The sequence below is a fragment of the uncultured Rothia sp. genome (genome assembly GCF_937976295.1).
Lineage (GTDB): Bacteria > Actinomycetota > Actinomycetes > Actinomycetales > Micrococcaceae > Rothia.
On sequence record NZ_CALJRY010000067.1, the window covers coordinates 1 to 13787 of the forward strand.

The following is a 13787-nucleotide window of genomic DNA, read 5'->3' on the forward strand; positions in this document are numbered from 1 at the left end:
TAGGAGGAGTAGGTGATCATAATGCCGAAGCCGATGGACAGCGAGAAGAAAATCTGGCCATAAGCTGCAACCCACACATCCGGGTTAGCCAAGGAGTCCCAGCTGGGGGTGAACAGAGCATTCAGACCGTCCACAGCACCGGGCAGGGTCAGCGAGTAAATCACCAGGCCAACGAACATGACCAGCAGCAGCGGGATGAAGATGATGTTGGCTGCGCCCACGCCCTTCTGAACACCCAGAGCCATCACGGTAAGCAGGACGCCCCACACCAGAACCATAGGAATCAGGACGTTCAGGTTGAAGTCTAGGGAGACACCGGGGTTATCTGCGACCTTCAGGAACTCGCCCTGGAAGAACGCCTTCGGGTTATCGCCCCACTCGTTCGTAAACGAGAAAACGGTATAGCGCAGAGCCCACGCCACAATAGCGGCGTAGTAGATAGCGATGACGAAGTTAATACCCATGTGCCACCAGCCGATGAACTCGGTCTTACGGTTCAGACGGCGGAAAGCCAGCGGGGACGACGCACGCGCACGGTGACCGATCGCGTAGTCAAAGAACAGGAAGGTCAGACCGGCGGTCAGCAAAGCGACAATGTAGGGAATCATGAAGGCGCCGCCGCCGTTATCAAATGCGATGTAGGGGAAACGCCAAATATTGCCCAGACCAACAGCAGAACCGATGGCGGCAAAGATAAAGACGCGACGGCTGGAGAAGCCTTCGCGCTTCGTGGGTGCCTTAGGGGTAGATGCTCCCATAGTTGTAAACCTCGAATGTGTGGGGACGCGGATGGTTGGTGCGAGAATAACCCGTCGGGGTGGTTGGGTTCTGCTCGCGTCCAGAAATAGTAAACGGCTCTCCAACACGGGTTGGGCGTGGGAGCCGTCAAACGCCTGAGGGGCGGATGTGCGCCTCAGGCATGCCTATAAGGATTACCTTAAAAGCATATGGCGGTCAAGGAGACCCCAGCATGCGGAAGCTTTCGGAGGGTGAGAGCAGCCCCAAACCACCTCAAAAACCGGCACCGACTAGCCATAATACAGAAAACCCCCGCCGAATCCGGGCAGATTCAGCGGGGGTTTTGAAGTATGAGACGCATCAGCACTTACGCCGGTGCACACGCTACCCGGTGAGGCGATTTAGCCTTCGCGGTGAACCACAGCGTGAGCGAAGGACTCCAACGCAGCCTTCGCGGTGGACTCGGGCAGCGGAGCAATCGCAGCGATCGCGCGGTCCGCCCAATCGTAGGCGATCTGCCATGCTTCCTGGGTGACCGGGTGGGCGGCGAGCGCCTCCACGGCTGCATCCAGTGCCTCGTCGGAGCTCAGGTCGGCATCCAGCAGGGCGCGAACAGCAATAGCGGATTCGTCGCCGGCAGCTACCGCACGGTCCAGCAGGATGGTCGGCAGGGTCGGCACGCCCTCGCGTAGGTCGGTGCCGCGGGTCTTACCGCTGGTCTTGCCGTCGCTCACAATGTCGATAACGTCGTCAGCCAGCTGGAATGCCACGCCGACCAGTTCGCCGTACGCCTTGACCATGGAGATGACCTCTTCGGAAGCACCCGAAAGCAGGGAACCGTACTCGCCGGCTGCGGCGATCAGGGAGCCGGTCTTACCCTCAATGACGGCAATGTAGTGGTCGAGCAGGTCCTGACCCTCGCGGGGGCCGGTGGTTTCGAAGAGCTGGCCGAGCACCAGACGCTCGAAGGTCTGGGCCTGAATCTTCATGGGGCGGGTACCCAGCTCGGACACCAGCAAGGATGCGCGGGAGAAAATCAGGTCGCCGGTCAGAATCGCGACGGAGTTGCCCCAAATCATCTGGGCGCTGTCTACGCCGCGGCGCTTGGGCGCATCGTCCATGACGTCGTCGTGGTAGAGGGTTGCCAGGTGGGTCAGCTCAACGACCACGGCGGCTTCGATGACATCATCGTTGATTTCGCCGTCGACGGCTGCGCAGAGCAACGCCAGCAGGGGGCGCACGCGCTTGCCGCCCGCGGAGAGCAGGTGGCGGGAGGCGACATCCGCCAGGTGGTCGGTCTGGGCAATCGCCTCTGCCAGGCGCTCCTCAATACGCGCGAGGGAGGAAAGAATCTGCGGACCCAGCTTGGGGTCTGCGGCGATGAGTTCGAAGCCTGCGGGAAGCTTCAGGTCGAGGTCTCCCAGCAGGTCGGTTGCGGCGATGGGCTGCTCTGCGTTGCTCACGGTGCCTTCTATCTTCTTGGTGTTGGTGTCTTCAGCGATGTTAGTGTCTTCGGTGGTGTGTGAACGCGGTGTTTAGGCGTTAGGTGCTTCGGGCTTGAAACCGCGGTGAATCGCGACGATACCGCCGGTGAGGTTGCGGTACTGTACGGAGGTGAAGCCCGCCTCCTTGAACTTCTGCGCCAGTTCCTGCTGGTTGGGCCAGGCAATGATGGACTCGGCGAGGTATTCGTAGGATTCGGGGTTGGAGGAGATTGCGCGGGCAATCGGCGGGATTGCCTTCATGATGTAGTTCTTGTAGACCGCGCCGAAGGGGGCGAAGGTCGGGGTGGAGAACTCGAGGATGACGATGCGTCCGCCGGGCTTGAGTACGCGGTAGATTTCGCTCAGTGCCTTGGGATAGTTGGCGACGTTGCGCAGGCCGTAGGACATGGTCACTGCGTCGAAGGTTTCGTCGTCGAAGGGTAGGGCGGTGACGTCTGCCTGCACGAAGGTCATGTCGGGGCGACGGCGGCGGCCCACGTCGAGCATGCCTTCGGAGAGGTCTGCTGCGATGACGTCCACGCCGGCGTCGGCGAAAGGTTCGGAGGAGACACCGGTGCCTGCGGCTACGTCCAGCACTTTCTGGCCGGGGTGCGCGTCGACGGCTGCGACTGCCTGCTTGCGCCAGTAGATGTGCTGGCCGAGGGAGAGGATGCCGTTCATGAGGTCGTAGCGTTCGGCTACGGTATCGAACATGGCGGCGATGTCGCCGGTTTTCTTGTCTAGGGTTGCGCGGGTTGCGCGGGTGTTCTTCTCTGCGTTCACGCTCTCAATTGTGGCATGGAGGTTAGGGGATTCGATAGTTGGGTGAACCGTAGTTGCATCATGTGGCGCATTAAGGGGCGTGCCGGGATGGTTTTTGAGTCGTTTAGACGGGGTTTTATTCAGTGTTTGAGGGTGAAATTATGCATATTCAGCAAAAATTTATGAATATTTATGTAAATGCTTGCATTTTTTAACATGGGGGCGCACAATAGACCGTAGATTTCATAGAACACCCCTCACACAGGAGCACATCATGAACACCGCAATCTTCAAGAAGGCATCCCTTAAGCCCCTCGCACTGCTGGCAGTCCTGCCCCTGGCACTGACCGGCTGCGTCTCCACCGCCAACGAGAACACCGACCCCAACGGCGAGGTCAGCCTCGTCAAGTCCGGCACCCTCAGCGTCTGCACCAACACCCCCTACAAGCCCTTCGAATACGAAGAAAACGGCACTATCGTCGGCCTGGATGCAGACATCGCCAACGCTATCGCCTCCGACCTGGGCGTGAAGGCTCAGCTGACCTCCATCAGCTTCGAGGGCCTGGACTCCGGCACCGCTCTGGCCACCGGTCAGTGCGATATCGCCCTGGCGGGTATCGGCGTGACCGATGAACGTAAGAGCAAGATGGAATTCACCACCGTCTACTTCGACGACAACCTGGCAATCCTGGTTCCCAAGGGCTCCTCCATCACCTCCGCCGCAGATCTGAAGGGCGTAAGTGTTGGTGTGCAGCAGGCAACCAGCGGTGAAACCTACGCCACGGAAAACGGTGCAGAGGTCATCCAGTTCGAAGATACCTCCCTCATGTTCTCCGCTCTGAAGACCGGTCAGGTTAAGGCGGTCGCCGCAAACCTCTCCGTGATTTCCGAGGCACTGACCAACGACCCGGACTCCTTCAAGATCGCCTACCAGGATTCTGAGAACACCGAGCAGATTGCCGCAGCAGTTTCCTCCAACAACAAGGCACTGCTGGCCAAGGCAAACGCCACCATCGCCCGGCTCAAGGAAACCGGCGAACTCGACCAGATGAAGGCTAAGTGGGTTGGCACCACTTCCTCCACTTCCGCGAGCGCCTCTTCCTCCGCCTCCGCGAGCTCCGCTTCCTAAGCGTCTAGCCGGTTAGCCTCTCCCCCAATTCAGGAGTACCCTTATTACTTTTGGGTTGGGGGACTCTCCGGCCTCCATCCTTGTGAGCGTATACAACGCTCTTGACCGAACAGCACACGGATAAGAAAGCGCATGTCCTCTAAACTCTCACCCCGCCAGAAGCAGAAGCTCTTCCGCTACGCACAGTACGCCCTTCTGGCAGTTATCGCCCTGGCAGCCATTCTTCTGGCTGACTGGAAGACCCTCAGCCAGCAGGTATTCAACCTGGACGTTGCGGCTCAGCAGTTCCCCGACGTCATCACCGTGGCGTTGAAGAACACTCTGCTGTACACCTCCCTAGGCTTCGCTGTGGGCCTCTCCGGCGGCCTGCTGCTGGCGCTCATGCGTATTTCGTCCATCGCCCCTTACCGTTGGATTGCGACCCTGTACGTGGAGCTTTTCCGCGGTATCCCGGCGCTGCTGGTCTTCTTCGCGTTCGGTTACGGTATTCCCCTGGCGTTCAAGATCCGCTTCGTGGATAACCTGATTCCGGTGACCCTGTCCCTGGGTATGGTTTCGGCCGCCTACATTAGCGAGGTTCTGCGTGCGGGCCTGCAGGCGATCCCGAAGGGCCAGATGGAGGCGGCACGCTCCTTGGGTATGTCCCACACTCGCGCGATGATTTCAATCATTATTCCTCAGGCGTTCCGCGTGGTTCTGCCCCCGCTGACCAACGAGGTTATCCTGCTGACCAAGGACTCCTCCCTCGTGTACCTGCTGGGCGTGACGGTTTCTCAGTACGAGCTGGCAAAGTTCGGTCGTGAGGGCCTGACCGCCGCTAACGCGGGCCTGACTCCCCTGGTGGTTGCGGGTCTGTGCTACCTGATTATCACTGTTCCGCTGGGCCAGCTCTCCGCATACTTTGAGCGCCGCACCCAGCTTGCGGGCCGCAAGTAAGCGCAACGACAGATACGGATTACGGAAGATACTATGACTGCTTCAACTTCATCCATGGCCGCCTCCTCGGTGCGCATTTCTAACCTGCACAAGTCCTACGGCAAGGTTCAGGTTCTCAAGGGCATTGACATGCATGTTGACCCGGGCGAAGTCGTGTGCCTTATCGGCCCTTCGGGTTCCGGTAAGTCCACCCTGCTGCGTTGCGTGAACCTGCTGGAGGAGCCGAACGACGGCACCATCATGGTGGGCGATACCGAGGTCACCGACCCGGACGTAGACATTAACCGCGTGCGTACCCACATGGGTATGGTGTTCCAGCAGTTCAACCTGTTCGGTCACCTGAACATTCTGGATAACTGCACGATCGCTCAGATTAAGGTTCTGGGCCGTTCCAAGGAGGAGGCGGAGGCGGTTGCCCGCGAGCAGCTCGCCAAGGTTGGTCTGGAGGGCAAGGAAGACCGCTTCCCGGCTCAGCTATCCGGCGGCCAGCAGCAGCGTGTGGCTATTGCGCGTGCACTGTCCATGCACCCGGACCTGATGCTTTTCGATGAGCCGACCAGTGCGCTCGACCCGGAGATGGTCGGCGAGGTTCTGAGCATTATGCGCAACCTTGCTGATGAGGGCATGACCATGATCGTGGTGACTCACGAGATGGCGTTCGCCCGCGAGGTCGCCGATAAGGTTGTCTTCATGGCCGATGGTGTGGTCGTGGAGGAGGGCCCCGCCGATCAGGTGATTGGCAACCCCCAGCACAAACGTACTCAGGCTTTCTTGGCGCGCGTGCTCGATCCGACCCACGCCGTAGTAGACTAGTACTAGCTCTTGAAAAACGTAGCGGGCGGTGCTGTACGAAACATTCTGTTTCGCGCAGCACCGCCCGCTTTTTAATGCTCTAGTTCGCGGCTACTTCGGTTCTAGAAGATGCGGCGGCGAGCTAATGTTGTGAGGTCGGGGTTTAGACCTCTTCGACGTCAATATTGACCTTGGGTTCGGGGTGCGATTCACCGGTCAGCATGGTCACCAGCAGGGTGGAGTCCTTCACTGCACGCAGGGAGTGCAGCAGCTTGGCGGTCACGTGAATCGGCTTGCCGGGCACCAGAGTAATATCGCGGTCCTTCACATGGAAGATAACCTCGCCCTTGAGCACCTGCACGAAGATGGGGTGCACGCTGTGGTGCTCGTGCCAGGACTGGCCCGCAGCCAGTTCCATGAGGGTCAGGTTGCCGCCGTCGGCATCAACGATCTTGCGAGCCTGGGGCTTATCTTCAAAGGGGGTCAGCGCTTCGGTGAGCTGGGGAAATACGAGGACGCGGCCTTCATGGGTACCTGCCATGGTACAAACCTTTCTTGTCAGGGATGAGTGAAAGGGGGTGCGCAACCCCCTCCCTAATATTGGTATTAAAAATACTAAATTTCTTATATTGTATTCCCCTCCCCGCACCGGGACAATGCCTCAGCTCACACCGAGCTAAAACACCCCGCGCAGGGAGGGGAACAGCATTTACTGGTAACTCCACACCTTCGAATAGGCGGAGCGATTACTATTTCGCGGACGCAACAGGTTCACCATCAACGCGGTCGTACCAAAGCTCACCGCAATAATCATGCAGGTCGCAGCGGTAAACGCACCACCGGGAATCGGCGCAAAAATCGCAATCAGGTACAGGATGACCGCGCAGAACGACAGGAACAGCGTCGCAATCGTCATCAACGGCACCAGCACCAAACCACCGCGCGCCGGCACCGCAAAATCTGCCGGACGCACATAACGCAGCACGCCCATACCCACAACCGTCCAGATAGCGGTGACCAGGATAGCGGTCACCACATCCGCCGGGCGGTGCCAACCATTAATAATCGTGGAGGCACCCGTCAGGCAGGTCGCCAACGCCGCGCAGAGAGCCACCGTGGGTCGCAAGAAACGAGGCGCCGCCAAGAAGAGCGCCGCGCCAGCCGCCGCCGCGAAGGTCGTGTGGCCGCTGGGCGCCGAATTGCTCAGCGCCTCCTGAACACCCAGGTCGGGCTTCACAATCAGATAGTGCTTGAGCAGATACGTACTCGTCACCGCCGCAGCCCCGACCAGCACACCAATCAGCGAGGGCAGGAACCGGTGCTTCCAAATCAGCACCGCCACCAGACCCAAGACGGCAATCACGCCGACAGCCGCAGGAAGAGAATCCAGCGCGGTCAGGGTCGGACCGCGGTAGCTCTTGAACTGGTTTGCGTACTCGGTGTACGCCTGCTCATCAACCTGCTGGCCGGTCGCCGTGTAAATAAAGAAAGCAAACGCGCCGTAGAGCGACAGCCCCAAGAACAGCAACGCCATCACGTGACGCATCAAAATGCCGGTACTCGGAAGATGGTGCCTCTGCTCTTCACCGGAACGATCCACCGGGCGGCCTGAGGCATCCACTGGAACCTGACCAGTCTGAACATAGGCACCGTTCGGGTAGGCGGCGGCAGGATACGCCTCGGGAGGATAAGCCACCGGCTGCGGAGGCGCCTGCGGGGGCATCTGCGGAGGAAGCGGCTGCTGCGCACTCATCTGAGGCGCACCCATCTGATTGTTCAGCGGAAAACCGCTCACCGGAGGCTTCGGCGGATCAAGACGGCGAGTAGCCTGCATCGGCTCATCCGCACTGTAGTTCCCGTAGGAAGCGCGTTCCTGCGGCGAGGGAATCGTCTCAGGAATCTTAATCGGGGCGCGGTAGGCGCGCGGCAGAGGACGGGTCGCACCAATAACCTCTGAGGTGTCGGGATGCGAAGAAATAACTTCGGTATTCGCGGATTCAGCGTTCGCGGAACCGGTATTCATGGAACCTGCAGGCGCAGTTTTGTTAGCCGGCGAGGAACCGTAATCCGTCAGAACTTTCGTACGGTCATCACTGTGCGCAGCGGCATGGGTAGCCGTTTCGTGGGAGGTGAGCACCTGGGTAGCGTCCTGATAATCGGAGAGAACCGCAGTCGGGTCCTGATAATCGGAGAGCACCGCAGTCTCATCAGAGGAAAACACCGTAGTGGGTGCGTTATCGTCAACGGCTGCATGCACGTCAGCGGGGTGAAGCACACTGGTAGCATCGAGGTTTTCGGAGCTCTCCCAACCGGAGTTTCCCGAACCCGATGTATTTGCCGGTGTTTTCTTCTTCATAACCCTTCGCACCTTCTTGCCCTCATGTCTGTTAGCCATGCCCGAGCCCGCCGATGCCAGCCCCTCAAAGCGGCAACCCCCAAGCTGCCGTTTTATGCGAGGCACCGTCCGAGTTCTCGGGCGAATAACTACCTACTATTCCAGGTTAAGCTATGAAAAACTAAAGTTTTTTCGACCACAACCTGAGAGTTTCCAGAGAATGCGTGACAGGGCGCGAGCGCACCCGCCCGCCCCCAGAATGCTATGGTGAGCTCATAGCGCATCGAAGAAGGGCAGATACCTTGAACACCAGCATGAGCGTGCCGCCTCTCGGCTACGGTTTTCATCTCACGAACACTCCGCTACCACCTCTGCAGGAGGTTCTGGAGAACCTGTTCACGGTCGAAATTCCGATGACGGTCACTTTCCGCGGGGTCAATAGCCGCCAGAGCGCGCTGATTCGTGGCCCGCATGGCTGGGGCGAGTTTGCGCCCTTCCTCGAGTACGGCGCGCAGGAGTCTGCCGCGTGGCTTGCTTGCGCGCTGGAGGCGGCGTGGTTGCCCGCCCCGGAACCGGTGCGTACGCGCATCCCGCTGAACGCAACCCTGCCCGCGGTACCGGCGGAGCGTGTTCCGCAGGTGCTCGCCAAGTACGAGGGTGAGATTCAGGAACTCAAAATCAAGGTGGCTGAGAAGGGTCAGAGCCTCGCCGACGATATTGCGCGTGTGGCGGCGGCGCGAGATGCCCTCCCGAATGCCCGTCTGAAGGTGGACGCGAACATGGGTTACACCCTCGGCGGCGCCCTTGAGGCGCTGCGCAAGCTCTGCGAGTACGGCATTGTGTACGCCGAGCAGCCGGTGGCATCCATTAAGGACATGGCGGCGCTCCGCTTTGCCATCGCCAAGGAGGGGCTGCCCGTCCGCATTGCCGCAGACGAGTCGATTCGTAAGGCGGAAGACCCGCTGAAGGTGGCCCGCGCGAACGCCGCGGACCTGATGGTTATTAAGGCGGCACCGCTGGGCGGTGTACGTCGTGCGCTCGCGCTGGTGGAGCAGGCGCAGCTTCCGGCGGTAGTTTCTTCTGCGCTGGAGTCTTCGGTGGGCATTGCCACCGGCGCCTCTCTGGCGGCTTCCCTACCGACGTTGAGGTACGGGTGCGGTCTGGGCACGGTCTCCCTCATGGCCGAGGATGTCACCGATGAGCCGCTCATCGCCCGCGACGGGTTCATGGACCTGCGCGCCATCACCCCCAGCCCGCAGCGCCTGGAGCGTCTTGCCACCGATGAGCAGACCCACCAGTGGTGGGCTGAGCGCGTCACCGCCTGCTACCGGGTACTGGAACGCGCCTCCGGGCTGTGAAGACTGCAGCTATCAAGGTTGCCCCTGTGAAGGGTAACCATAACTGAACGAACAACCTTACGGCATTAGAATGGTACGGTGACTGAAAACCGCTCAACCCCCGCCATGCTGACCGCAGTATCCGTGCTCGATTCGCTGATTCGTGCCGGTATGCGGCATGTTGTCGTGTCTCCGGGATCCCGTAGCGCACCTCTTGCGTACGCTATTGCCGCCGCCGCTGAAGCCGGCGCGCTCATTGCGCACGTGCGCGTGGACGAGCGAAGTGCAGCCTTTACCGCCCTGGGTATTGCCAAGGCATCCGGTCAGCCGGTGGGCCTGGTGTGCACCTCCGGCACGGCCCTGGGCGAGTACATGCCCGCCGTCATGGAGGCATACCACGCCGGCGTGCCCCTGGCGGTGCTCAGCGCTGACCGCCCGGAGCGTCTACGCGGTAGCGGCGTGAATCAGACGACCCGCCAGGCGAGTTTCTTCCATCCTTTTGTGCGCGCTGAAGCTGATCTGACCTCCTACCCCGAGCAGGTGGAGGGTGAGCAGACTCAGGCTTTTGCCGCCTGCCTGAATGCGCTGACCGGTCGTAGCGCCGAGCACTGGCGCAAGCAGTCGACGGAGCCGATTGGCCCGGTGCACCTGAACATTTGCTTCGATACGCCGCTGACCCCCTCGGGCCGCTTTGCGCAGATGCTGCCGCAGTGGGCGCAGAGCCTGCTGGAGGATTACGACCCGCAGGCTGAGGGCCGCGCCCGCGCCGCTCGCGCTGAGGGTTCCGGACTCTCTAGCGCCGAGCAGCGTTGGCTCCTGGATTCTTTGGAGGCGCAGGCTGACCTGGCGGAGTTCACCCCGGCGCACCGCACCGTGGTGGTTGCCGCTGACGGTGCCGGCGAGTTTGCGGCGGAGTTCGCGCGCGTGCTGAACCTACCGCTGTTTGCCGAACCTTCCTCCGAGGCGCGCCACGGCGTGACCTCCATTCCTCACTACCCGCAGCTACTCGCTGATGGTTCGTTCGCCCCCGCCGCCCAGATTGAGCGGGTGGTCCTCTTCGGGCACCCGACGCTCTCGCGCCCGATTACGGCGCTACTGGAACGCGAAGATATTCAGTGCGCGTTCTACGCCCCGCGCCGCGCCAGCTGGTACGAGCCGGGCGCTCGCTCCTTCGTGGAACTGTCGACCCCGCGCGAGCTCGCCGAGTTTGCGTGCGCATCCTCTGTTGCCGCCGGTGAGCTGGTGGCCGGTGAGCTGGTGGACGAGCTGAGCTGGCTAGAGCAGTGGGTTACCCCGGCACGCAAGCTACAGGATGAGTGTCTGCGTACCATTGCCGCCTACGAACACCCCGGCGCCGAGAGCACGGTTGACTACACCGATTACCGCAACCGCACCGCCGGCCGCTCCTACGCCCGCCGCGTCTGGCAGGATGCGGTGGCCCAGCGCCGCCTCATGGTGCTGGGCTCCTCGAACCTGGTGCGTGATTTGGATGCGGCAGCCCCCGCCCTGGGCGAGCCCGCCCCCGCGCGCGTGTTTGCTAACCGCGGTCTTGCCGGTATTGACGGCACGATTGCGACCGCTATTGGTGTGTCCCTGTCGGGCTACTACCCTGCGGGCGTGGATGAGAACTCCCGCCCGGTCATTGGTGGTGCCGCCCTGCCGGTGACCCTACTGTGCGGTGACCTGACCTTCCAGCACGATGTGTCGTCGCTGAACCTGCCGAATACTGAGCTTCTGCCCGAACTGCGCGTTGAGGTCTTTGACGATGCCGGCGGCGGTATTTTCACGGTCCTTGAACACGGCGATATAGCTCGTCAGGAGCAGTTCACCGCCGCTGTGGATCGTTTCTTCACGGTGGCTGCCGCCCCGAATACTGATTTGGCGCGCATGGCTGCCGGTTTTGGTACCGAATCGGGTGTTGAGGTGCGTATTCACACACCCTAAAGCCGTTTCTAAAGGTTGCAGGCTATGCCCCGTGCGCGGGGTTGACCGATATACTGAAAATTACCTGTGCCGTAGCCTTCCGTGGCTAAAAGTTAGCCGGTTGTAGCGGTTTCACTCGCCGCTGCCTTCGCGTGTTCCTGCGCGCCTGCTGACGCAAGGCACCCTATCTATCATGTATTGACATTCACGCTCTCGCCGCTGATGCGCACCGCACGCAACCGGAGGTTTTACCCCGGTGAGCTGAGTGCAAGCGGCGGGCGTCGCACCCAAGGATTCTCATGAGCTCACTCGATATTATTGTTGCCGTCCCCTCCGGAGCCGGTTGGGTTCCCGTACACGCCATGGCGGAGCTTCTCGCCCGCTACACCGGCGGTACCGTACACACCGTGGATGTGGGTGCATCCCTCAGCAAGGAGACGAAGCTTCTGGCGCGTCTGCCCCGCCTTAAGGGCGGCTCGAAGCGCTGCCTGGTGATTGCTTCTGATCCCGGTCAGCTGTACGCCATTTCGCAGCGTTCCTTCGCGTTCCGCCGTTACGGCGCGATTTACGGCTGGGTGATTGATAGCTTCTGGGATGACCGTATTCCCGCGGTGGCTAAGTCTTCCACCTACGATCGTATTTTCGTTGCGGACGTTGACGACGTTCAGCCCTGGACCGTTGCGGGTGTGAAGACCCCCGGCGTTCTGCCCTGGGGTGCGGACGTGTGGAGTGCTTTCTCTGATCGACTGGCTGCGCTGGAGTCGAAGAGCACCGACCTGCTGCGTGTGGGCCGTCAGCCCGCCGCCTACGAAGATGACGAGGCGACCGCCGCACTCGCCGCTGAGCTGGGTCTGAGCTTTGAGGGCCGCCCGCCCTTCGGCGCGAACGACCGTGAGTCAGCTCAGCACCTGCAGGATTCACTGAACCGCGCGAAGTTCCTGCTGGCGTTCTCTACCTCGGTCAGCCCGGCACCGTACACTCACCCGACCAAGGAGTACATTACCGGTCGTTGGACCGATGCGCTGGCTTCGGGCGTGACCGTGGTCGGCAAGGTCCCGAACACCACCACCGTACGTGACATCCTCTGGGACGGCGCAACCATCGATATTGATCACGCGGATGCACGCGCGGGCCTCGCGCAGGTTGCCGAGGCCGCCTCCCGCTGGACCCCGGCGCAGGGTGAGCAGCAGATTCGTCAGGCGCTGCAGCATCTGGATTGGCGTCACCGTTTTGTGCAGCTGTGCGAGGCGATGGGCGAGGTCCCGGCTTCTTTGACGGCTGATTGCGAGGCAATGCGAGCCCAGTACGTTCAGCACTAAATACGTGCCCTAAGGGTTCGGGCATATAAAAGGTGAGGGCTGGTTTCTACCGTAGAAACCAGCCCTCACCTGCATTTATGCTCCATAAGGCATATTGCATATGGGGTTTAGTACGAAGCCTGACCCAGAGTAATCGGACCCGTGAAACCACTGGTATCCGGGTGCTCCGCATCCAGGTACGCCGCCACCGGCGCGTTCTCAAGCTGAGCCAAACGATCCAGCAGGAAACGAGTAGCACCCGGTGCGTACGGCAGCTTATACATTGCCGCGGTCGTCGCCTCGTCATCACGATCCAAAGTGGAAGCACGAATCGACTCAATAGCGGTCACCATGGTGTTGCGTTCACGCTCCACGAAGGTGCGGTCCACCGGCTCACCATTACCGGGCACGAACACACGGTAACGATCAAATTCGAGCACCGCACCGAGGGTATCAATCCAACGGTCGGGGAAAGAATCCTCAAAGTAGGGGTCGGTACCCTCTTCAATCAGACCGCCCATGAAGAGCACATCTTCAATACCGACCAGGATGTCACCGTCGGTGTGGCCGGGACCCATGTACATCAGGGTTGCGCTACGCTCACCCAGGTCAATGGGGGTGAAGGTAATGCCGTCACCGCTATTGGCGACCAGGCGGTTGGGAACAACAATATCGGTAGCTGCACCCTGGTGGTGCGCCATTTCCGGTTCGAGCGTCTCGACGTAGGGACGCTGCGCCTCACCGTATTTACGAATTGCACGCGCGGCGCGAGGATGCGCCCAGAATTCTTCGACACCCATTGCCGCGAAAACATCATTACCGAAGAAACGCTCATAGTGTCCGTGAGTGTTCACGACGGTGATGGGAAGGCGCGTGAGACGGCGAACCTCATCGTAGATTTCGGTTGCCTGACGGGGACCTGCGCCGGTATCTACGACTAGTGCACGTTCCAGTCCGAGGACCAGTCCGGTGTTCAGTCGGTAGTTGTCGGTCGCAATACGGTACACGCCGTCTGCGAGTTCAATAGTACGAGCCATAGATACAACCCTACTG

The 13787-nt window shown here is 60.7% G+C and carries 11 protein-coding genes and 1 pseudogene; 6 read left to right on the forward strand and 6 right to left on the reverse strand.

Features of this window, described 5'->3' with window-relative positions:
• The 3 genes and pseudogenes from Q0216_RS01825 to Q0216_RS01835 all read right to left on the reverse strand — a co-directional run.
• Positions 1 to 758 (reverse strand): annotated as a pseudogene (locus Q0216_RS01825) (sodium-dependent transporter); the annotation flags it as partial.
• Between the two features lie 381 nt (positions 759 to 1139).
• Positions 1140 to 2201 carry a polyprenyl synthetase family protein gene (locus Q0216_RS01830; RefSeq protein ID WP_298592480.1) on the reverse strand — a complete coding sequence of 354 codons (1062 nt, stop codon included), beginning with the start codon at positions 2199 to 2201 and terminating at the stop codon, positions 1140 to 1142.
• Positions 2202 to 2273: 72 nt separating this feature from the next.
• Positions 2274 to 3005, reverse strand: coding sequence for a demethylmenaquinone methyltransferase (locus Q0216_RS01835; RefSeq protein WP_298592482.1), 732 nt, complete (start codon positions 3003 to 3005; stop codon positions 2274 to 2276).
• A gap of 253 nt (positions 3006 to 3258) precedes the next feature.
• Here Q0216_RS01835 and Q0216_RS01840 point away from each other — a divergent pair, with 253 nt between their 5' ends.
• The 3 genes from Q0216_RS01840 (at position 3259) to Q0216_RS01850 (ending at position 5862) form a co-directional block, all read left to right on the forward strand.
• A complete protein-coding gene (locus tag Q0216_RS01840) occupies positions 3259 to 4113 on the forward strand; it encodes an ABC transporter substrate-binding protein (RefSeq protein WP_298592483.1) in 855 nt (284 codons plus the stop codon).
• A gap of 132 nt (positions 4114 to 4245) precedes the next feature.
• Positions 4246 to 5049, forward strand: coding sequence for an amino acid ABC transporter permease (locus Q0216_RS01845; protein WP_298592485.1), 804 nt, complete (start codon positions 4246 to 4248; stop codon positions 5047 to 5049).
• Between the two features lie 33 nt (positions 5050 to 5082).
• Positions 5083 to 5862: an amino acid ABC transporter ATP-binding protein gene (locus tag Q0216_RS01850; protein WP_298592487.1), complete on the forward strand. Its 780-nt coding sequence runs from the start codon at positions 5083 to 5085 to the stop codon at positions 5860 to 5862.
• A 142-nt stretch (positions 5863 to 6004) separates the two neighbouring features.
• Here Q0216_RS01850 and Q0216_RS01855 read toward each other — a convergent pair whose 3' ends face one another.
• Both Q0216_RS01855 and Q0216_RS01860 read right to left on the reverse strand, forming a co-directional pair.
• Positions 6005 to 6382, reverse strand: coding sequence for a cupin domain-containing protein (locus Q0216_RS01855; RefSeq protein WP_049327511.1), 378 nt, complete (start codon positions 6380 to 6382; stop codon positions 6005 to 6007).
• 168 nt (positions 6383 to 6550) lie between these two features.
• The gene (locus Q0216_RS01860) at positions 6551 to 8197 is read right to left on the reverse strand and encodes a phosphatase PAP2 family protein (protein ID WP_298592489.1); all 1647 of its coding nucleotides are present in this window, start codon (positions 8195 to 8197) and stop codon (positions 6551 to 6553) included.
• A 293-nt stretch (positions 8198 to 8490) separates the two neighbouring features.
• On the opposite strand from Q0216_RS01860, the gene Q0216_RS01865 reads away from it, so the two are divergent.
• From Q0216_RS01865 to Q0216_RS01875, 3 genes are all read left to right on the forward strand, one after another.
• Entirely contained in the window at positions 8491 to 9534 is a 1044-nt protein-coding gene (locus Q0216_RS01865; RefSeq protein WP_298592496.1) for an o-succinylbenzoate synthase, read from the forward strand.
• A 78-nt stretch (positions 9535 to 9612) separates the two neighbouring features.
• Positions 9613 to 11457 (forward strand): 2-succinyl-5-enolpyruvyl-6-hydroxy-3-cyclohexene-1-carboxylic-acid synthase, encoded by a 1845-nt coding sequence (gene menD / locus Q0216_RS01870; protein ID WP_298592491.1) that lies wholly within the window; start codon positions 9613 to 9615, stop codon positions 11455 to 11457.
• A 278-nt stretch (positions 11458 to 11735) separates the two neighbouring features.
• A complete protein-coding gene (locus tag Q0216_RS01875) occupies positions 11736 to 12755 on the forward strand; it encodes a glycosyltransferase (RefSeq protein ID WP_298592492.1) in 1020 nt (339 codons plus the stop codon).
• 107 nt (positions 12756 to 12862) lie between these two features.
• Here Q0216_RS01875 and Q0216_RS01880 read toward each other — a convergent pair.
• A partial coding sequence (locus Q0216_RS01880) for an MBL fold metallo-hydrolase (protein WP_298592494.1) occupies positions 12863 to 13787 on the reverse strand: 925 nt, incomplete at its 5' end.